This window comes from Streptomyces sp. ISL-43, from assembly GCF_018614195.1.
GTDB lineage: Bacteria > Actinomycetota > Actinomycetes > Streptomycetales > Streptomycetaceae > Streptomyces.
Genome location: NZ_JAGGOT010000062.1, coordinates 45,654 through 64,736, shown reverse-complemented (window position 1 = coordinate 64,736; position 19,083 = coordinate 45,654). Strand labels below are relative to the sequence as shown.

Annotated in this window: 17 protein-coding genes and 1 riboswitch; of the genes, 6 read left to right on the top strand and 11 right to left on the bottom strand. The window is 71.9% G+C overall.

The window, feature by feature from the left end:
* Positions 1-18: 18 nt before the first annotated feature.
* Positions 19-534, top strand: coding sequence for a hypothetical protein (locus tag J7F03_RS32135; RefSeq protein ID WP_214955763.1), 516 nt, complete (start codon positions 19-21; stop codon positions 532-534).
* On the opposite strand, the gene J7F03_RS32130 is transcribed toward J7F03_RS32135, so the two are convergent.
* Complete coding sequence (locus tag J7F03_RS32130) at positions 476-1,642, bottom strand: GDSL-type esterase/lipase family protein (RefSeq protein ID WP_214955762.1); 1,167 nt, start codon at positions 1,640-1,642, stop codon at positions 476-478. The two genes, J7F03_RS32135 and J7F03_RS32130, sit on opposite strands and share 59 nt — an antisense overlap.
* A gap of 195 nt (positions 1,643-1,837) precedes the next feature.
* Here J7F03_RS32130 and J7F03_RS32125 point away from each other — a divergent pair, with 195 nt between their 5' ends.
* Entirely contained in the window at positions 1,838-4,639 is a 2,802-nt protein-coding gene (locus tag J7F03_RS32125; RefSeq protein WP_214955761.1) for a BTAD domain-containing putative transcriptional regulator, read from the top strand.
* 73 nt (positions 4,640-4,712) lie between these two features.
* Here the strand turns inward: J7F03_RS32125 and J7F03_RS32120 are convergent, their stop codons facing one another.
* Positions 4,713-5,426: a flavodoxin family protein gene (locus J7F03_RS32120; RefSeq protein ID WP_214955760.1), complete on the bottom strand. Its 714-nt coding sequence runs from the start codon at positions 5,424-5,426 to the stop codon at positions 4,713-4,715.
* Positions 5,427-5,491: 65 nt separating this feature from the next.
* Positions 5,492-5,710: riboswitch (cobalamin riboswitch) on the top strand.
* Positions 5,711-5,764: 54 nt separating this feature from the next.
* On the opposite strand from J7F03_RS32120, the gene J7F03_RS32115 reads away from it, so the two are divergent.
* Both J7F03_RS32115 and J7F03_RS32110 read left to right on the top strand, forming a co-directional pair.
* Positions 5,765-6,586, top strand: coding sequence for an energy-coupling factor ABC transporter ATP-binding protein (locus J7F03_RS32115; protein ID WP_214955759.1), 822 nt, complete (start codon positions 5,765-5,767; stop codon positions 6,584-6,586).
* 87 nt (positions 6,587-6,673) lie between these two features.
* Entirely contained in the window at positions 6,674-7,222 is a 549-nt protein-coding gene (locus J7F03_RS32110) for a PadR family transcriptional regulator (protein ID WP_214955758.1), read from the top strand.
* A 54-nt stretch (positions 7,223-7,276) separates the two neighbouring features.
* Here the strand turns inward: J7F03_RS32110 and J7F03_RS32105 are convergent, their stop codons facing one another.
* The gene (locus J7F03_RS32105; protein WP_214955756.1) at positions 7,277-7,489 is read right to left on the bottom strand and encodes an EF-hand domain-containing protein; all 213 of its coding nucleotides are present in this window, start codon (positions 7,487-7,489) and stop codon (positions 7,277-7,279) included.
* Between the two features lie 254 nt (positions 7,490-7,743).
* On the opposite strand from J7F03_RS32105, the gene J7F03_RS32100 reads away from it, so the two are divergent.
* Both J7F03_RS32100 and J7F03_RS32095 read left to right on the top strand, forming a co-directional pair.
* Complete coding sequence (locus J7F03_RS32100; protein ID WP_214955754.1) at positions 7,744-8,517, top strand: tRNA-dependent cyclodipeptide synthase; 774 nt, start codon at positions 7,744-7,746, stop codon at positions 8,515-8,517.
* Positions 8,498-9,736, top strand: coding sequence for a cytochrome P450 (locus J7F03_RS32095; protein ID WP_214955752.1), 1,239 nt, complete (start codon positions 8,498-8,500; stop codon positions 9,734-9,736). Before J7F03_RS32100 ends, J7F03_RS32095 begins: the two co-directional genes overlap by 20 nt.
* A 74-nt stretch (positions 9,737-9,810) precedes the next feature.
* Here J7F03_RS32095 and J7F03_RS32090 read toward each other — a convergent pair whose 3' ends face one another.
* The 8 genes from J7F03_RS32090 to J7F03_RS32055 all read right to left on the bottom strand — a co-directional run bounded on the left by J7F03_RS32090 (position 9,811) and on the right by J7F03_RS32055 (position 19,072).
* Positions 9,811-10,998, bottom strand: coding sequence for a YncE family protein (locus J7F03_RS32090; RefSeq protein ID WP_214955750.1), 1,188 nt, complete (start codon positions 10,996-10,998; stop codon positions 9,811-9,813).
* On the bottom strand, positions 10,995-11,795 hold the full coding sequence (locus J7F03_RS32085) for a polysaccharide deacetylase family protein (protein WP_214955748.1): 801 nt from the start codon (positions 11,793-11,795) through the stop codon (positions 10,995-10,997). Before J7F03_RS32085 ends, J7F03_RS32090 begins: the two co-directional genes overlap by 4 nt.
* Positions 11,796-12,178: 383 nt before the next feature.
* Positions 12,179-12,682: an anti-sigma regulatory factor gene (locus J7F03_RS32080; protein ID WP_214955746.1), complete on the bottom strand. Its 504-nt coding sequence runs from the start codon at positions 12,680-12,682 to the stop codon at positions 12,179-12,181.
* A 283-nt stretch (positions 12,683-12,965) separates the two neighbouring features.
* On the bottom strand, positions 12,966-13,733 hold the full coding sequence (locus J7F03_RS32075) for an enoyl-CoA hydratase/isomerase family protein (RefSeq protein ID WP_214955744.1): 768 nt from the start codon (positions 13,731-13,733) through the stop codon (positions 12,966-12,968).
* 88 nt (positions 13,734-13,821) lie between these two features.
* Positions 13,822-15,042 (bottom strand): Ig-like domain-containing protein, encoded by a 1,221-nt coding sequence (locus J7F03_RS32070; RefSeq protein ID WP_251072810.1) that lies wholly within the window; start codon positions 15,040-15,042, stop codon positions 13,822-13,824.
* A gap of 133 nt (positions 15,043-15,175) precedes the next feature.
* Positions 15,176-15,352 (bottom strand): hypothetical protein, encoded by a 177-nt coding sequence (locus J7F03_RS32065; RefSeq protein WP_374104419.1) that lies wholly within the window; start codon positions 15,350-15,352, stop codon positions 15,176-15,178.
* 142 nt (positions 15,353-15,494) lie between these two features.
* Complete coding sequence (locus J7F03_RS32060; RefSeq protein WP_214955740.1) at positions 15,495-17,672, bottom strand: choice-of-anchor A family protein; 2,178 nt, start codon at positions 17,670-17,672, stop codon at positions 15,495-15,497.
* A 179-nt stretch (positions 17,673-17,851) separates the two neighbouring features.
* Complete coding sequence (locus J7F03_RS32055) at positions 17,852-19,072, bottom strand: Ig-like domain-containing protein (RefSeq protein WP_214955886.1); 1,221 nt, start codon at positions 19,070-19,072, stop codon at positions 17,852-17,854.
* Between the last annotated feature and the right edge of the window lie 11 nt (positions 19,073-19,083).

Sequence of the window (19,083 nt, the reverse complement as noted above, 5' to 3'; positions counted from 1 at the left end):
GAGAATCAGGGGGACGTCATGAACCGTCCACGCCGTCGGCAGGCCGCCGCACTGGGTACGGGCGCACTGCTCGCCTCCACCCTCGCCTTCGCCGCACCGGCCTCCGCGGCCTCCTCCTCCCTTTCCTCCGCCTCCAGCACCGCGCTCGTCGTCAATGCCCGCTGGGGCGGGCACTGCACGTACGACCGGCTGGTCGTCGACCTGCGGGGACGCGTCCCCGCGGTCACCGTCACCCCCGTCCCCAAGCTGGTCTACGACGGGTCCGGCAAGCCCGTACCGCTGGCCGGGCGGTACTTCCTGGAGATCCGCCTGAACCCCGCCGCCGGACACGACGACGCGGGGCGCAACGTCTACCACGGGCCCAAGGTCCTCAAGATCTATCTGCCCAAGCTGAAGGGCGTCGCCCTGACCGGCGACTACGAGGGTTACGTCACCCTCAGCGCCGCCTTCGACACCAAGCCCGCCTTCACCTCGTTCAAGCTGCACGGACCCGAGCGGTTCGTGCTGGACATCGCGCACCGCAACGTGTGCTGAGCGCGGCGGCGCTCACCAGGCCGAGGCACGCGGCCATCGCCTTCTGTCCGTGGACGTTGGGGTGCGTGGACTCCTCCAGCGTGCCCTGCGTGTTCGTGTAGTCCAGGAAGCGGAACCACTCGTGCTCACGCGGGTCCGGTCCGCCCTGGTCCACCTGCTCGGTGCCGAGCGCGCACACCTCGTGCCCGGCCAGCGCGTCCCTCAGGTCCATGAAGTCGGTGCCCTTGGCGACCGCCACCGACTCGACCATGCCGCCGATCTGCGGGACCAGCGTGTACGCCGCCCAGGTCGCGTCGCGGTCGTTGAAGGGGCAGCCGTCCTTGAACATCCGGTCCGAGTCGTTCTGCGACAGCCGGAAGGACTCCCCGCCCGGGAGCGGTGACGGGTAGGACTGCAGGACGAGGCGGTAGTCGCCGTCCGCGTAGCCGGCCCCCCGCATGGCGGAGCGGATGTCGTCCACGACCGCCGCGACCTTGGCCTTGACCCCGGGGAGCTTCCCCTCCACGACCGGCGCCTGCTTCTTCCAGCACAGCCGCCTGAAGTACCAGTCGTACGCGCAGTCGCCGATGATCTGGCCGAAGCCGAGGTCGTTCCCGCCGATGGACAGCGCGATGAGCTTGACCCGCTTCGTCTTCGCGAGCGCCGCCAGCCGGTCCGTCTGCGGGGCCTCGCCGTTGTACGGCTGCCCGCCCTTCGCGGCGCTGAGCACGTTGACGGTCTCGGCGCCGGAGCAGGCGAGGTTGATCCGCTGCTCTATGCCGGGCAGCGGGGCGACCGCGATCTCCGAGACGTCGGAGCGGTGGCAGCCGCCGACCGCGCCGGACGCCCCGTAGACCTTGGCCGGATCGTATGCCGAACCGCTGGTCCAGGCCCGGTCGGTGCCGTTGCGGCTGCCGGCGTAGCGGTCGGTGTTGCCGAGCCAGCGGCCGGCCTCGCCGGAGATGAAGCTGTCGCCCATCGCCACGGCGACGGCCGGGCCGGAGGGCGGCGATGCCGCCGAGGCCCGGGCCTGGGCCGTGGCCTGGGCCGTGGCCTGGGGAACGGTGAGACCGGCCAGGCCGAGCACGGCGGCGGTCAGCAGCGCGGCGGTGCGCGTGCGGGAACGCATCGGGCATGTCCTCTCGGAGCGGTGGGCAGGGGCGTCGCCGGGGCGCGGGGAGGTGGGGTGCGCCCCGGCGCTCCCTGGCCGGAGCGGAATGTGTGGCACCCCTGCTCCGGCCGGGTGGCCAGACGTTACGATCGCGGCCCACCGGCCGCCCATCCGTCGTCCATCCGTCCTCGACGCAGTGTCAGGGAGTCCGCGATGACCCTCGTCTTCTCACTGCTGGGCCCGGTCGGCATCACCCTGGACGGCGTCCCGCTCGCGACGGGCGGGCCGCGCGGGCGGCGGGTGCTGGCGGCGCTGGCGCTGGAGGCGGGGCGGGTGGTCCCGGTCGCCGGGCTGGCGGCGGCGGTGTGGGACGACCCGCCGGCGACGGCGCGCGAGCAACTGCAGAACACGGCCGGGGCGTTGCGGCGCGCCGGCGTGGCGGTGGCGCGCACGGAGGCAGGTTTCGCCCTGGCGGCGGACGCGGCGGAGATCGACGTACGGGACTTCGCGCGTCTGCGCCGAGCGGGAGAGGCGGCCCGCCACGACCCGGGCGAGGCCCGCCGACTGCTGGGACGGGCGCTGGAGTTGTGGCGGGGTCCGGTGGCGCTGGCCGGGCTCCGGGGGCGGGTCTTCGAAGCCGCGTCGGCCCGGCTGGCCCAGGAGCGGCTCGACTGCGTGGAGCACGCGCTGGCCGCGGACCTCGCGCTCGGCCGGCACGCACGGGTGTGCGCGGAGCTGTCGGAACTGTGCGCCGAACACCCCTTGCGGGAGCGGCTGGTGGAGCTGTACATGCTGGCGCTCCACCGCTCGGGGCGGCGCGGCGAGGCCCTGGCCGCGTATGCCGCGGCCCGGCGTCGGCTGGCGGAGCAGGCGGGCCTGGACCCGGGGTCGGAGCTGGCGTCCCTGCAGGCGGCGATCCTCGCCGACGCCCCCGCGCTGCGCCGTCCGCCCTCACCCCCGGCCGAGCGGGCCGCAGGGTGGTTGCGGCCCGCTCAACTGCCCGCCGGGCCCGGGGCGCTCACGGGACGGGACGGGGAGGTGGAGGCGCTGCGGCGCGGGCTGCGCGCCGGCACCGCCGTGGTCTGCGTCGTCACCGGGGCACCCGGGATCGGGAAGACCGCGCTCGCGCTGCGGGTCGCGCACGGGCTGCGCGGGGAGTTCCCCGACGGCCAGCTGTACGTGGACCTGCGCGGCGCCGATCCGGCCGGCGCGGCGGATCCGGCCGAGGTGCTGGCCGGGTTCCTGCGCACCCTTGGCGTCGACGGTCCGGCAGTTCCCGCCGATCCGGGTGAGCGCGCGGCCCTGTTCCGGAGCCTGCTGGCGGACCGGCGGGTACTGGTGGTGCTCGACAACGCGGCGGGAGCGGACCAGGTTCGGCCCCTGCTGCCGGGGACGGGCGGGGGCGTGCTGGTCACCAGCAGGTACCGGCTGGGCGGGCTGGAGCGGCGGGTCGCCCTCGCGCTCCCGCTCCTCGACGAGCCGGCCGCGCTCGCCCTCCTCGCCCTGGCCGCCGGCCCGGAGCGGGTCGCCGCCGAGGCGCGGGCGGCCCGGGAGCTGGTGCGGCTGTGCGGGCGGCTCCCGCTCGCGCTGCGCGTCGTCGGCGCCGAGCTGGCCGCGCTCCCCCACCGGGGCCTGGCCCACCTGGTGGCCCGGCTGGAGGACGAGCGGGCCCGGCTGGACGTGCTCGACGGGGTGCGGGCCGGACTGCGGCTCAGCTACCGCGCGCTCCCGGCCGACGCGCGGGCGCTGCTGCGCGGCCTCGCGCTGCTCGACGCCCCCGACTACGCGGCCTGGACGGCGGCCGCCGTCCTGGACCGGCCCCTGCGGGCCGCCGAGGAGGCGCTCGACGCCCTGACGGCGGCCCACCTGCTGGAGGCCTCCGGCCCGGACGGGACGGGCCGGCCGCGCTACCGCATGCACGACCTGGTCCGCGCCTTCGGGCGGGAGCTCGCCCCGCGGGACGAGGCGGTGCCACGCCGGGTCCTCGCCTGCTGGGTGGCGCTCGTACGGGAGGGCCGGCGCGCCCACCAAGGCCTGGACTACCCCGGGCTCGGCGGCCGCACGGCCGCCCGGGTCCCCGACCCGGCGGTGCTCTCCGGGCCGCGTGCCGACCCGGTGCGCTGGCTCGGCGCCGAGCGGGACGCGCTGGTCGCCACCGTGCGGCAGGCCGCGCGGGTGGACCCGTACGCCTGCTGGGAGCTCGCGGCCGGCGGCGAGTACCTCTTCGACCTCCGCAGCGACCTGGCCGGCTGGCAGGTCGTCCAGGAGGCGGGGCTCGCGGCGGCCCGCGCGGCGGGCGACCGCACGGGCGAGGCGGTGCTGCTGGTCGGGCTGGGCCGGCTGCGGACCTGCCGCGAGGAGTGGGGCCCGGCCCGGGCGATGCTCACCACGGGCGAGGCGCTGTTCGAGGAGCTCGGGGACGCGCACGGGGCGGCGTACGCGGGCTGGCTGCTCTCCTACCTCGACCGGATCCAGGGCCGGCTCGGCGAGGCGGCCCGGCGCTGCCGCCGCATCGCGCCCGTCTTCGAGGCGGCCGGGGACCGCTACGGCCAGGCCCACGCGCTGCGCGGCATCGGCCAGGTGCTGCTCGCGCGCGGCGAGACCGGGCGCGCCCTGGAGGTGCTGCGCGAGGCACTGGCCGTCGCCGTGCTGGGCGGCGCGGCCTGGCCCCGGATGTGCATGCTGCGCTGGGTCGCCGACGCCCACCGGCTGCTGGGCCGGCTGGACGAGGCGGAGGCGGGCTTCGGGGAGGTGCTGGCCTTCACCGTCGGGTCCGGGGACCTGGCCGGGCAGAGCGCGGCCCGGATCGGGCTCGGCCGGATCGCCCAGGACCGCGGGGACACGGAGGGGCCCTGCGCCATCTGCGGGAGGCCGACGAGCTGGGCCGCCGGTCGGGGCAGAGCCTGGTGCGGGCGCTGGCCGTGCCGCCGCTGGCCCGCGCGCTGCTGGCTTCGGGCGACGCCCCGGCGGCCCGGGCCGTGCTGGAGGAGGCCCTGTCGAGCTGCCGCAGGATGAACGCGCGGCCGCTGCTGGCGCAGTTGGAGTCGTCGCTGGCCGAGGTACCGGTGTAGCGGAAGGGGGCTGCGACTCAGCGGTGTTCGGGGTTCGGGAAGTCGAAGCGGCAGCCCGCGTCCCACAGGGAGCGCTGGTTGCCGTGCGCCGGCATCCCGCCGGACCGCTTGAGCAGGGCGGCCAGGTGCATCAGGTTCCAGCTCATGAAGGCCGTGTTGCGGTTGGTGAAGTCGTTCTCGGGACCGCCGGAGCCGGGGTCCAGGTACGAGGGCCCGGGCCCGGCCTCGCCGATCCAGCCGGCGTCGGCCTGCGGCGGGATCGCGTAGCCGAGGTGCTGGAGGCTGTAGAGGATGTTCATGGCGCAGTGTTTGACGCCGTCCTCGTTGCCCGTGATCAGCGCCCCGCCGACGCGCCCGTAATAGGCGTACTGGCCCTGCTCGTTCAGGATCGAGGAGCAGGCGTAGAGCCGCTCGATGACCTGCTTCATCACCGAGCTGTTGTCCCCGAGCCAGATCGGGCCGCACAGCACGAGGATGTCGGCGTCCATGATCTGGCTGTAGAGGACCGGCCACTGATCGCTCTCCCAGCCGTGGTCGGTCATGTCGGGCCAGACACCGGTGGCGATGTCGTGGTCGACGGCCCGGATGAGCGAGGTCCGGGCGCCGGCCGCTTCCATCACGGCGCGGCTCTTGTCGATCAGGCCCTCGGTGTTGCTGGGCTCGGGCGAGCGCTTGAGCGTGCAGTTGACGTAGACGGCGGTCAGGTCGGAGTAGTCGAAGTCGGCAGCCACTCCCCCACCCTCGCCGCCGCCGTCCGGGCCGGCCACCGGACCGCGTCCGTACGGATTGGGGCGGGTTGTTACTGGTCCGTCCGGGCGACTAGGTCATCGGGCCTTGGTGTTCGGGAAACCGGTGGAAAACCGGTGCGGCCCTCGCCACTGTGATCGGGAAGTCCGGCTCCACTCCTGCGGGAAAGCCACTGGGCTGCGCGGGAGGTTCCGCGCTGCCCGGGAAGGCGGAGACAGGACATCAGCACCCGTGAGCCAGGAGACCGGCCGGGGCACGTTGTCCATCCACGAGGTGCTGGAGAGGTCTCCCCACTCATGCATATAGCCGAGGGGCTCTACCTGTGAACCCGTTGGTGGAACTGGCCGGCGCGGGCTACGCCTACGAGGACGGCCCGGCGGTGCTGAGCGGCGTCGACTTCGCCATCGCGCCGGGCCGGGCGCTGGTCCTGCTGGGCCGCAACGGCAGCGGCAAGACCACGCTGATGCGGCTGCTGAGCGGGGGCCTGCGGCCCGGCACGGGCGCGCTGCGGCTCGACGGCACGGCGGTCGCGTACGACCGCGCCGGCCTGACCCGGCTGCGCACGTCCGTCCAGCTCGTGGTGCAGGACCCGGACGACCAGCTGTTCGCGGCCTCGGTCGAACAGGACGTGTCCTTCGGCCCGATGAACCTGGGGCTGCCCGAGCCGGAGGTCCGCGCCCGGGTGGACTCGGCGCTCGACGCGCTGGACATCACCGGGCTCCGGGACCGCCCCACGCACCTCCTGTCCTACGGCCAGCGCAAGCGCGCGGCGATCGCGGGGGCGGTGGCGATGGCGCCGCGCGTGCTGATCCTGGACGAGCCGACGGCCGGCCTGGACCCGGACGGCCAGGAGCGGCTGCTGGCCGTCCTCGCGGGCCTCCAGGCCTCCGGCACGACGGTGGTCATGGCCACCCACGACGTGGACCTGGCGGTCCGCTGGGCCGACGACGCGGCGGTCCTGACCCCGCCGGGCATCCGCTTCGGCCCGGCGCGGACCCTCCTCTCGGACCCGGACCTCCTCGCCTCGGCGGGCCTGCGCCAGGCCTGGTCCCCGGCGGTGACGTCCTTCCTGCGCGCGCACGGCCTCCTCGACGCCGACTCCCCCGGCCCCCGCATTCCGGAAGCGCTGGCCGCCTGGCGGTAGACAGGTCCGACGCCCCCGGACAGGCGGCGGGTGCCGTCCCCGCAGCCGATCGCGGTGCTCGGGCTCCCGCAAACCTAGGATGGGCGCATGTCGCTCCCGCACGCCATCCTCACCGCCCTGCTCGAGAAGCCCTCGTCGGGGCTGGAGCTGACCCGGCGGTTCGACAAGTCGATCGGGTACTTCTGGTCCGCGACGCACCAGCAGATCTACCGCGAGCTCGGCCGGCTGGAGGACGCCGGGCTGATCCGGGCGCTTCCCAGCGCGGTGCCCGTGCGGGGGCAGAAGAAGGAGTACGAGGTGCTGGCCGCGGGCAGCGGGGAGCTGGCCCGGTGGGTCGGGGAGAGCCACGACCCGAAGCCGGTGCGCGATCCCCTGCTGCTGCGGATCCGGGCGGCGGCGGTGGTCGGGACGCAGGGCCTGGGCGAGGAGCTGCGGCGCCATCTGGAGCTGCACCGCTCGCAGTTGGCCGTGTACGGGGGCATCGAGGAGAAGGACTTCCCGGCCGGCCGGGACGCGGACGAGGACCGGCTGCGCCGGCTCGTGCTGCACGCGGGGATCGGGCTGGAGACCTTCTGGCTCCGCTGGCTGGAGGAGGCCCTCGCCGAGGTGGAGGGCATGGCCGGCCCGCAGAGCTGACGCGCGCCCCCGGCCCGGCACGCGGGCGGCAGGGCCTGGGGGCGGCGCGGGGGCTTACTTGTTCAGGGAGGCCCAGAACTCGTCGAAGCTCAGCAGGCCGTCGGCGTTCGCGTCCTTGGAGGCGATCACGGCCTCCGCGACCGGGCCGGTGACGAACGGGTCGCCCATCTCCGCCATCGCCGAACGGAACTCGTCGGCCGTCACGAAGCCGTCACCGTTCACGTCGAACTTGCCGAACGTCGTCCGTGCGCTCTCGATGTCCGCCACTGGGTCCACCCCTTCTTGGTGCTTGTTGACCGGCTCAGGGTAGCGGCATGGCGATGCCCCTCACGCCCCGGGTCCCGTTCGAGCGGCAGATAGATATCCGATTACTCTTCCGTAACGCGGAAGCGATAATTCCAGCCAACAATTCCGGCCCCCACTTGTCACGCTCCGGGATCACGGCATAACGTACCGACATTGCCGCCACACCGGGAGCGCAGGGCTCCCAGGGACCAGCGGCAACAAGGGCGATCACACAGGTGACGATCACAGCTGACGCATCATTCGAAGTTCTGCCCTTCACCCGCACCTGCCGCCATATCTGGGAAGACGGCGACCATGTGCTCATCGGAGTGAGTCCCGGAAACAGCTACTTCAGCTCCGAGCGCATCACGAGCCTCGCCCGATGGGCCACGACCCGCTTCGCGCAGGTCGACTTCGTCTACGCGGACCTCCACGTCGACCGGATGTTCGCCGCCTTCGGCTACACCCGGGAACATGCGGAGAAGCGTGCGACGAAGGAAATAAAGGCAGTCCGGCGGCGGATTCTCAAGGGCGTGGAGGAATCAGGAACCTCCCATGCCGAGATCCGAGTGAGGGCACTTTCCGAGTTCCAGGCGAACCCCGTCTACCAACTTCTACACAGGCGCGTGCTCCATTTCCTGGAGACCGACGACGAATTCCGCAAGGGCTGCGAGGAAATGGCCTTGCATTTTGTCGGCTCCAAGTTGCAGGAAGGTGAATCCATCACCGACGCGCAGTTGCAGGTGTGTTTCGATTACATGGCGGCCGAGCTGCCCTTCTTCGTGGACACCCCGAGCATTCTCGACGTGCCGTCCTCGGTGGCGGCCTACCACGTCAAGATGCCGATGACCGATGTCCTCTTCGCGCGCGGAGGGGGACTGCGCGCGACGAGGAACCAGGCCTATGCCGTCGTAAGGCCCGAGGCGGCCGAAATGGCTCAGAGCAACCCGAACACGCACAAGAACACCGCACCAGTCGAAGGGACCGTCGATGAGCGTCGAGCAGCTTGAGGGCACCGAGCGGACCGGTGGGGCCCTCCTCGACTTCCCGCTCTCGCGGCGCGGTGACGTGCTCCCCGAGGAGTGCACCTGGCTGCGCGAGAAGGCGCCGGTCGCCAAGGTCCGTACCCTCACCGGGGACCCGGCCTGGCTGGTGAGCAGTTACGCGCTGGCCAAGCAGGTGCTGGAGGACGAGCGCTTCAGCCTCAAGGACACGGCGAACGCCGGCGTCCCCCGCCAGTACGCGCTGACGATCCCGCCCGAGGTCGTCAACAACATGGGCAACATCAACAGCGCCGGACTGCGCAACGCGGTCATGAAGGCGCTCAACCCGCGCCAGAAGGGCCTGCAGGACTGGCTGCGCGCGAAGGCCGGCGAGCTCATCGACCGGATCGTGGCCGAGGGGGGACCCGCGGACCTGCGGGCGGGCTTCGCCGACCCCTTCTCGGCGGCCATGCACTGCCAGGTGCTGGGCGTGCCGTTCGAGGACTGGCGGCGGCTGATGTCGGGGCTGGACGTCGCGTTCATGACCGCGCGCGAGCCGTTCGCCGACTCGGCGCTCAACTGGTACAAGGACGTCGGGTACTTCGTCGACCAACTGAAGGCCCAGCTCGCACTGCCCGCCGAGGAGCGTACGGGGCTCCTCGGCAAGTTCGCCGAGCTGAAGGAGGCGGACCCGGAGTCGGCGCACCTGACCGACGACATGTTCGCCACCGTCGCCGTCTCCCTCTTCGGGGCCGGCGCGGTCTCCACCTCCGCCTTCCTGACCCTCGCGGTCCTCGCACTGCTGCAGAAGCCCGAGCTCATCGGGTACCTCCGCAAGCACCCGGAGCGCATGGGCAAGGCCGTCGACGAACTGCTGCGCTGGAACCTGTCCGTCGGCGACGGCCTGCCGCGCATAGCGATGGCGGACATCCAGGTCGGCGACGTGCTGGTCAAGGAGGGCGAACTCGTCCTCGTCCTGCTGGAGGGCGCCAACTTCGACCCGGAGGCCTTCGAGAACCCGGACGAGCTCGACCTGGAGCGCGAGGGCACCAACGCCAACCTCGCCTTCGGCGCCGGCCGGCACTTCTGCCCGGCTTCCGCGCTGGGCCGGGCACACGCCGAGATCGCGCTGGAGGTGCTGGTCGAGCGGCTGCCCGACCTGCGCCTCGCGGTACCGGCGGAGAACCTCGTGTGGCGGACCGGCTTCATCAAGCGACTCCCGGAGCGGCTCCCCGTCGCCTGGTGACGGTGAGCGCGTGAGCGTGCCCCGGGGGCTGTGCGAGCTCCCGGGGCACTACCGCGTCCGCGGACCCGGTTCCCCTACCGGAAGATGCCGGTGTGGCCGAGCGAGTAGCGGCCGGGCTGCGGGTACACGGCGAGGCCGTGCGGGCCGCCGCCCACCGGGATCTTGGCGAGCTGATTGCCGGTCGTGGTGTCGATCGCGTAGACCTCGGAGTTGTAGCGGCCCGAGAGCCACAGCACCTTGCCGTCGGCCGACACGCCGCCCATGTCGGGGCTGCCGCCGTCGGGCAGCTCCCACTTCTTCGTCAGCTTGTTCTGGGTGAAGTCGAAGACGGACACGGACCCCTCGCCCCGGTTGGAGACGTACATCTCCTTGGAGTCGCGGCTGACGTACAGACCGTGGCAGCCCTTTCCGGTGGGCAGCAGCTTGGGGGTCTCGAACTTGTCTCCACTGAGCACCCACATGCCGTGCGCCATCATGTCCGCGACGTAGAAGGTCTTTCCGTCCGGCGAGACCTTGACGTCCTGTGGCATCGCGCCCTCGAACGGCAGTTTCTGCTGGCCGATGACCTCCATCTTCTCGGTGTCGACCTTGAGCAGTTCACCGGAGAACTCGCAGCTCACGATGAAGTAGCGGCCGTCCGCGGAGAAGTCCGCGTGATTGACGCCGAAACAGGTCACTGGGACGGTTTTCACGCGGTCCATCGTGTGCGGATCACGGAAGACCAGTTCCTTGTCCATCGACGCCATGACCACCGCGTACTTGCCGTTGGGCGTGAAGTACAGGTTGTACGGGTCGTGCACCTCGACGGGCTTGCCGGCCTCGCCGGTGGCCGGGTTGATCGGGGTGAGCGTGTGGCCCCGGTTGTTGTTGACCCAGAGGGTCTTCATGTCCCAGGAGGGGACCACGTGCTGGGGCTGGACGCCGACCGGGATGGTGTCGATGACCTTGTACGTCACCGGGTCGATGACGGACACCGTGTTGGAGTTGGTGTTCGGCACGTAGACGCGTGACGGGAAGTCCTTGACCACCGGGGAGAGTCTGTTCGGCCGGTCGGCCGCGTACACGTCGTTCGGATCGAGGAGCGGCGGCATCCCGGCCAGGCCCGGCGGCACGGCCGGCGCGATCTTGGCGGGCACGGCGGGCCCCTTCGTGCCGAGTGCCTCGGCGGGTCCCTTGTCGGCTTTCCCGCAGCCGGTCAGGGCGGCGAGGACCAGACCGGCCAGCAGCACGGTGGCCTTGCGGGGAAGGCGGGTGGTCGTCATGGGGTCAGCAGCTCCGTGGTGGTCACCGCGCGCAGTTCGCGGCGCGCGAGTTCTTCGAGGAGGGGCGGCATCGCGTCGACCGTGTCCGCGTAGCCGAAGTGCAGGCTCACCACCGATCCGCCTTGGATCGTCCCGATGACGGTGCGGATGACGGCCGCGGCACCGGGCGAGGTGAAGTCGAGGGAGTCCACGTCGTAGGAGAGGACGTGCGGGTAGCCGGCCCGCTGGGCCAGTTTTCGCACCAGCGGGGTGGCGTACTGGGTCTGGGACGGCCGGAACCAGGTGCCGATCGACCCGGTCAGCCGCTTGAGCCGGTCGGCGCAGCCGGTGATCTCGGCGTACGCCTGGGCCTCGGGCATCGTGTTGATCGCGAGGTGGCGCTGAGTGTGGTTGCCGAGCTCGTGGCCGCCGTCCAGGATCCGGCGGGCCATCTCCGGGTGGGCGTCGAGCCAGGCGCCGATGGCCAGTACGGTGACCCGCGCGCCCGCCCGCTCCGCCTCCGCGAGCACCGCCTTGGCGATGGCGGGGTCGCCGTTGCCGTGGAAGGTGAGCGCGACGTCCGGGCGGCCGCGCGGACCGTGCCCGATCTCCACGGGCTGCCCGGCGAACCGGCGCGGCGCCGGCGCGGCCTTGGCCGCGGCCGCCGCCCTGTCCGGCGCGGCCTTCGCGGGGGGCGCGGACGGGGCGGGGGGCGCGGAGGAGGTACGGGAGTCCGCGGCGCAGGCGGCGGTGAGGGCGCCGGCGGCGACCGCCGCGCCGGCACGGAGAGCGGATCGGCGGTCCGGGTAGCAGAGCACCTGCCCATTTAAGGGGTGGATGCCCGCCTGGGTAATGATTGACCCATTTCAGGACCTTCGACGGGCCCCGCCCAACGGGGACCCCGTCCGCTATGTGATCAACGATTCACGCAGAGCAGTGGATACTTATTCAATGATTACGAGGCCAGTGGCCCATCTCACCTAAGATTTAGGTGGAAACTCTTAGGATATGCACACTTATGTCCAACTTGGGACTTTTGGCATTTGGTCCCTCGTCTGCCATAGTCGGAATCACGGCTTCCCGTTGACCCGAGCGAAGCCCCCTGCCGAGGATCACACCCCCTTCGATCCTCGGCACACCCATGAAACCCCCGCAACGCCCCACCAGAGGCGACAGGGGGTTTCTGTGTTTCCGAAGCGCTTCAGCGGTCGGCCACGCGCATCTCGAACCAGGTGATCTTGCCGCGCGGCAGCAGGTCCGCGCCCCAGCGGTCCGAGAGCTTGTCGACGAGGAACAGCCCCCGGCCGGTGGTGTCCATCTCGTGCACCGGCATCAGGCAGGGCAGTCCGCGCGAGGGGTCGCGCACCTCGACGCGGATCCAGCCCCGGCGCCTGAGCATCCGTAAACCGAAGGACCGGGCCCCGGTGTGCCGGACGGCATTGCCGACGAGCTCGGAGACCAGCAGCACGGCATGCTCGGCGATCTGCGGCGAGAGGCCCCAAAGGCGCACCACCACGCACTGGGTGAGCCGGCGGGCGGTGCTCGCCGACTCGGGCATGGACGGCAGCGTCACTTCCGCCTCGGCCGGGTTGCCGTACAACTCCAGCGCCTCGAGGGCCTGTTCGTCCTCCAGGGCCGCCGTGAGCCGTACGGCGGAAGCGCTGCTGCGCTGCCGCGGCTGTTCCACACCCTCCAGACCCGCCATGCACCCATCATGGACGGCCGGCAGGGCCCTCCGGGCCGTTCCAGAGGAAAACACCCCCTGGAATCATGGATTCCAAGGGGGTGCTCCGGCATATGCGTTCGGCAAGCGGAAGCCGACGGCACCGTCCTGACCTGCGGTGACGTACCGCTAAGCGGTGATCACGCTGAGTGGATCAGCTTTTCGTCTTAAGGTTCCCTTAAGGCCTGGCTAATCCACCCACAGGGAGGACCCGGCCGCGCAGACGGCCCGCGGCCGCGGTCCACCCGTAGAAGAACCACAGGAACTAGAGGAACTTGGCCTTGCCCGGCCCCTCTTCGACGAAGCTGCGCATCCCGCGCTCGCGGTCCTCGGTGGCGAACAGGCCCGCGAACCAGCCCCGTTCGATGGTCAGCCCGGTGTCGATGTCGGCCTCCAGACCCGCGTCCACGCACTCCTTCGCGGCACGCAGCGCGAGGGCCGGGCCCTGCGCGAGCTTGGCGGCCCAGGCGTGCGCCTGCTCGTACACCTCGGCGGCGGGCACGACCCGGTCCACGAGGCCGAGGGCGAGTGCCTCGTCTGCCTTGACCATGCGGCCGGTGAAGATGAGGTCCTTGGCCTTGGAGGGGCCGATCAGCCGGGAGAGCCGCTGGGTGCCGCCCGCGCCCGGGATCAGGCCGAGCAGGATCTCGGGCTGGCCGAGCTTCGCGTTCTCGGCGGCGATCCGGTAGTCGGCGCACAGCGCCAGTTCGCAACCGCCGCCCAGGGCGTAGCCGGTGATCGCGGCGACGACGGGCTTGGGGATCCGCGCCACCGCGGTGAAGGCGTCCTGCAGTCCGCGGGACCGGGCGACCATGGCCGCGTGGTCCATCGTCTGCATCTCCTTGATGTCCGCGCCCGCCGCGAACACCCTCTCGCCGCCGTAGATGACGACCGTACGGACATCCGCCCGGTCCGTCGCCTCCACCGCGAGCTCGCGCAGCCGGTCCTGGGTGGCGATGTCCAGGGCGTTCATGGGCGGCCGGTCCAGACGGATGACGCCGACGCCTTCGGAGACTTCGAGAGAGATGGTCATACGGGAAGGTTAGCGCCGGTTAACGCGGGAGCGCCCGGCGCCGTGGGTCACAGCACCGGGCGCGGCCTCTACTCCGAGGGAGGGCGGATTACTTGATCCACTCCGCCCAGTCCATGTTCCAGCCGTTGAGGCCGTTGTCGGGGGCGACCGTCTTGTCCTTGGAGTTCTTCACGATGACCACGTCGCCGATCAGCGACTCGTTGAAGAACCAGGCGGCGGGCTGGTTGCCGTCGCCCGCGCCGCGGACGTCCTTGAGACCCACGCAGCCGTGGCTGACGTTCTCCGAGCCGAAAGTGCCGGACGAGGCCCAGTAGTTGCCGTGGACGAAGGTGCCCGAGGTCGTCAGCCGCATCGCGTGCGGGACGTCGGAGATGTCGTACTCGCCGCCGAAGCCGACGGTGGCGCCGTTCATCCGGGTCACCTTGTACTTCTCGCTGATGACCATCTGCCCGTTGTACGTGGTGTTCGAGGGGGCGCCGGCGGTGATCTGGATGTTCTTGACCACCTGGCCGTCGCGGACGACCTGCATGTCGTGCTCGGCTGCGTCGACGGTGGTGACCTGGGAGCGGCCGACCTTGAAGGTGACCGTACGGGTCTGCTTGCCGTAGACCCCCGGGCGGCCTTCGACCCCGTCGAGCGCGAGCTTCACGGTGACCGTGGTGCCCGCGGCCCAGTACTTCTCGGGGCGGAAGTCGAGGCGGTCGTTGCCGAACCAGTGGCCCTCGACCGGAACGGCCGGCTCGGCCGTGACCGTGATGGCCTTCTCGACGGCCTCGGGGTTGGTGATGCCGCGGGTGAAGTTGATCGAGACCGGCATGCCCACGCCGACGGTCGAGCCGTCCTCGGGCGTGTAGTGGCCGATGAAGGTGTTCACCGGGGTGAGGGTGGTGAAGGTGGTGTCCTTGGCCGACTCGCGGCCGGCCTCGTCCTTGGCGACCGCGTGCACCTTGTACTCGGTGGCGGAGGCGAGGTTGCGGGCGGGTTCCCAGCTCGCGCCGTCCTCGGCGAGCTTGCCCTCCACCGCGTTGCCCTTGGTGTCGGCGACCGTCACCGTGCTGAGCTTGCCGCCGGTGCTCGATATCTTGAGGACGCCGCTGGTGGCGACCTCCTTGGACCCGTCGTCCGGCTTGACGCTCACGACCGCCTTGGACGCCTCGGTACCGGTCGTGCCGGCGCCACCGTCCGTGCCGCCGCTCCCGCCGGCGCCACCGCCGTTGCCTCCGCTGCTACAAGCGCTCGTCAGCAGCAGGGCCGCGCCCAGCAGGAGGGCCGGCAGGCCGGTGCGGACGCGGCCGCGTATCGGCTGCAGGTTCACTCTCGTTCTCCCCATGTCCCCCGCGCGCGGACAGTCGCGCGCTTCCTGCCAGGAAATCACATGGGGGGATCACGGGATGGTACGAGCATGTCACCGTTCCGTCCCAAGAGTCGGGACACGCCGGGAATCAGTAGGGCATGGGGGCGTCGTCGTAGAGCGTGGACTTGTGGTCCTCGCTGCGCCAGTAGACCTCGTGCCGGCCGGGGCGGGTCTCCTCGTCGTCGCGGCCGGTGCGGACGGGGACCGGCGGGAAGACGACGGCGCTGCCGCGCTGTACCCAGAGCAGCTGCCGCTCCAGGTCCACGCAGGTCACCCGGTGCGGGCGGACGGGGCAGGCGCCGGCCGCGTTGGGGTCGGCGCGGACCCACCCGACCGGCCTACCCGCCTGCCCGCCCGCCGGCGCGGCGGGCGGGCGGGCCGTCAGGTCCGGTCGGGGGCACCGCGGGTCAGCCGGTGGCCGGACGCGGCTTCCGGCCCTTGCCCTTCCCCTTGCCGTGGTCGTCACGCTTGTTCTGCAAGGTGACCACCAGGCGGTGGTCCGGGGTCTGCCCGTCCAGGTGGAGCGGACCCGTGACCCGGTTCGGCACAAGCACGTAGCCCTCGGGGACGGCCGTCTCGACCACGTAGTACGAGCCCTCCTCCAGGCGCGGGAACTCGCACACCCCGGCCCGGTCGGTCGCGCAGCCCTCCGAGACCTTGCGGTCGGCGTTGATGCCGCGGGTCTGGAGACCCTGGGTGTCGTTGGTCTCCCGCCACACCTCGAAGACGGCGCCGCGCAGCGGGCGCTTCGTCTTCGCGTCCTTCTTCAGGACCTTGATCGACCCGGTGTACCCGGGCTCCTCGCGCCTGTCGTTGGGGACGTTGACGACGATGCCCGTCCGTACGTCGCCCTCGTCGAGGTCGAAGGCCGTGACCGTGTCCGCCGGCAGGTCGTAGCCTGCCGGCGCCTGGGTCTCCCGCCAGTAGTACCGCTCCCCGACCGGCAGCTGGACCGTGCAGCTGCCCTGCGCGTCCGTCGTGCAGGAGCCTTCGAGCTTCTCGTCCGGTGTGGCTCCGCCGGACTGCAGGCCCGCGGTGTCGTTGCTCTCGCGCCACAACTCGAAGCGGGCGCCCGGCAGGAGCACCCCGGTGTCCTTTTCGGACTTCCAGAGCACCACCTCGGCGCTCCCCGGGACCTTCGCGTCGCTCATCCGGGCGCGCGCGCCGGCGGAGGCGTTCCGTGCGGTCAGCGTCAGCTCGGCGACGGCGTCCTGCGCGAGCTCGTACCCGTCCGGTGCCTTCGTCTCGCGCCAGTAGTACGTGCCGAGCGGGACGGTGCGGGAGCAGACGCCGCTCGCCGGGGTGACGCAGTCGGCGACCTTGGTGTCGGCGCCGGGGCCGGTGAACTGGGCTCCGGCGGCGCCGTTGGTCTCGCGCCACAGCTCGTAGGTGGCGCCGGCCAGCGGCCCGCCCGCGGTGTCCTGCTTCAGGACGGAGACCTGGCCCTCGGCCGGGTCCGGCTCCCCGCAGTCCGGCAGGTCGCCGTCGAAGGGGTAGGCGTGGAGCTCCTGGCCGCCGCCTCGGCCGCTGGTGTGGACGAGCTCGCCCGTGGTGAAGAAGCGGCCGTTCGTCCCGGGCAGGGTGACGGTGGTCCGCGAGGCCTGTTCGCCGACGAGCACGCTGCCCTGGAACTGCCCGCTGCCGGTCAGCTGGACGGCCGTGGCGTCCGGGAAGTTCCACAGCAGCCGGGTGCGGTAGCCGTTCCACGGGTCGGCGGACGGCCCGGTGTCGTTGATGCTGCCGCTGAAGGTGCTGAGCGTGCGGCCGGCGCCCAGGACGTTGACGAGGACGGTGGCGTCGGCCGGGATCTGCGCGAAGCGGATGCCGATGGCGCCGCCGGTCGCGCCGACCATGTCGAAGTCCACGTTGAAGACCTGCAGCGGGGACCTGCCGTCCCCGGTGAAGACGGTGGAGCCGTCCCGGTTGACGGCGGTTCCCGTCGCCGGGCGCGGCCGGCCGTCGACCCGGGCGTAGCACCGGCTCGCCGCGGTGAGCTCGTCGCGCAGGCCGGCGTACGGCACGGTCGCGGCCGGGTCGGACACCAGGGGGCCGCTGACGGTGCCGGGGCCGGGGGCGGTGCCCGCGTGGCGGACGGTGCCGCCGTCGGAGATCAGCCGCTGGCCGGCGGCGATGCTGACGTCGCGGCCGGTGGTGAGGAAGTCCGAGCCGGCCGGGGGCCGCACCAGCGAGCCCGCGCCGACGATGCCGATGTCGTACCCGCCGCCGGCCTCCGCCAGGTTCTTGTTCTGGTCGAAGGTGCCGAGGACGACGACTTTTCCCTCGGCCTCGGCGGCGCGCTCGCGGACCAGGAAGTCGGCGCCGACGAAGATGTTGACGCCCTCGTCGTAGCCGTTGGGGTCGGTGCCGACCTCGACCGGCGGGAACCGTTCGGGGCACCGGGACCCGAGGCAGGGGCCGAGCCCGCCCGGCAGTGGTGCCCGCAGGGCCGCGGCCTCCCGGGCCGGCGCCGGCTGCTGCCGGGGGCCCGGTGCGGGAGGCGCCGCCAGGGCGGCGGGGGCGCCCGCCGCCAGGACGGCTCCCAGGGCGAGCCCCAGGGGCCCGAGGGTCCACTTCCTTGCTGACATGACGCTCCGTCCGTTGCCTGCCGACCTGCCCCGCACCGCTGCCCGTACAGGCTGGAGGCGGGTTTCGGCGCGGCGGACGAAGCGACACTCGCGCACTACGTCAATCCGGTACGACAATCACTCGACTGCTGCGGCCCTGTGTACGGATCGCCCCTGCGGTCCCGGCCGGTGGCGGTACGTCAGCCGATGGCGGAGCCGGCGACCCAGGCCGGCCAGGACATGTTCCAGCCGCCCAGCCCGTTGTCCGCGGCGACCGTCTTGTCCTGCGAGTTCACGACCTCCACGACATCCCCGACCAGGCTCCGGTCGAAGAACCAGCCGGCCGGGGTGTCGGAGCCGCCGCCCTTGTCGTCGCGCAGTCCGATGCAGCCGTGGCTGGCGTTGGTGGAGCCGAAGGTGTCGGGGCTGGCCCAGTAGTTGCCGTGCAGGAAGGTCCCGGAACGGGTCAGGCGCATGGCGTGCGGGACGTCGGGGATGTCGTACTCGCCGCCGAAGCCGACGGTCTGCCCGTTCATCCGGGTCACGTCGAAGAGCTCCATGACCACCATCTTGCCGTTGTACGTGGTGTTCTTCGGGGCCCCGGCGGTGATCGGCACGGTGGACAGCAGCTCGCCGTCGCGCCGGACCTCCATGGTGTGCGCGGCCGCGTCGACGGTGGAGATCTGGGAGCGGCCGACGGTGAAGCGCAGGGTCTTGTCCTGGATTCCGTACGAGCCGGGCGCGCCCTCGACGTCCCGCAGGTTCATCTTGACCGTGACCTCGGTGCCGGGCTTCCAGTACTCCTTGGGCCGGAAGTCCAGGCGCTCGTCGCCGAACCAGTGGCCGGCCACCTCCACGGCCGGGTCGGAGGTGATGGTGATGGCCCGCTCCACATCGGCGCGGCGTTCGATCGACCGGTTGAAGTTGAAGGAGATGATCATCCCGGTGCCGACGGTGGAACGGTTCTCGGGCTTGAAGTAGCCGATGAAGCGCTCCTCGGGAACATAGGTGGTGAAGGTGGTGTGCCGGGCCTGGCGCCGGTCGTGCCCGTCGAGCGCGACCGCGTCCACGGTGTACTTGGCCGCGAGCGCGAGCCGTCCGGCGGCCGGGTCGGGGCTCCAGCTGAGCCCGTCGACGGCGATGGTGCCGGGCACCTTCTCCTCCTGGGCGTCCTCCACCTTGGTGACCACGACCCGCTCCAGGCGGCCTTCGGGCACGGTGACCGTCAGCGGGCCCTCGGCCGGCACGCCCTTGGCGTTGTCGTCCGGGGTGATCCGGATCGCCTCGTCCGGTGACCGGGGTTTGCCGGGCAGCTGGATCTCGATCGGGGAACCGCCGTCTTCGGTGCATCCGGACAGGCCTCCGAGGAGGCCCGCCCATGCCGCCACGGCGGCCAATCCCGCCCCTGCCCGCCTCGTCAGAAGAGTCACGT

Excerpts from the sequence above, each read along its gene's own strand:
- J7F03_RS32135 (WP_214955763.1), top strand. The coding sequence starts at position 19 with ATGAACCGTCCACGCCGTCGGCAGGCCGCCGCACTGGGTACGGGCGCA.
- J7F03_RS32130 (WP_214955762.1), bottom strand. The coding sequence starts at position 1,642 with ATGCGTTCCCGCACGCGCACCGCCGCGCTGCTGACCGCCGCCGTGCTC.
- J7F03_RS32125 (WP_214955761.1), top strand. The coding sequence starts at position 1,838 with ATGACCCTCGTCTTCTCACTGCTGGGCCCGGTCGGCATCACCCTGGAC.
- J7F03_RS32110 (WP_214955758.1), top strand. The coding sequence starts at position 6,674 with ATGTCGCTCCCGCACGCCATCCTCACCGCCCTGCTCGAGAAGCCCTCG.
- J7F03_RS32095 (WP_214955752.1), top strand. The coding sequence starts at position 8,498 with ATGAGCGTCGAGCAGCTTGAGGGCACCGAGCGGACCGGTGGGGCCCTC.
- J7F03_RS32090 (WP_214955750.1), bottom strand. The coding sequence starts at position 10,998 with ATGACGACCACCCGCCTTCCCCGCAAGGCCACCGTGCTGCTGGCCGGT.
- J7F03_RS32080 (WP_214955746.1), bottom strand. The coding sequence starts at position 12,682 with ATGGCGGGTCTGGAGGGTGTGGAACAGCCGCGGCAGCGCAGCAGCGCT.
- J7F03_RS32075 (WP_214955744.1), bottom strand. The coding sequence starts at position 13,733 with ATGACCATCTCTCTCGAAGTCTCCGAAGGCGTCGGCGTCATCCGTCTG.
- J7F03_RS32060 (WP_214955740.1), bottom strand. The coding sequence starts at position 17,672 with ATGTCAGCAAGGAAGTGGACCCTCGGGCCCCTGGGGCTCGCCCTGGGA.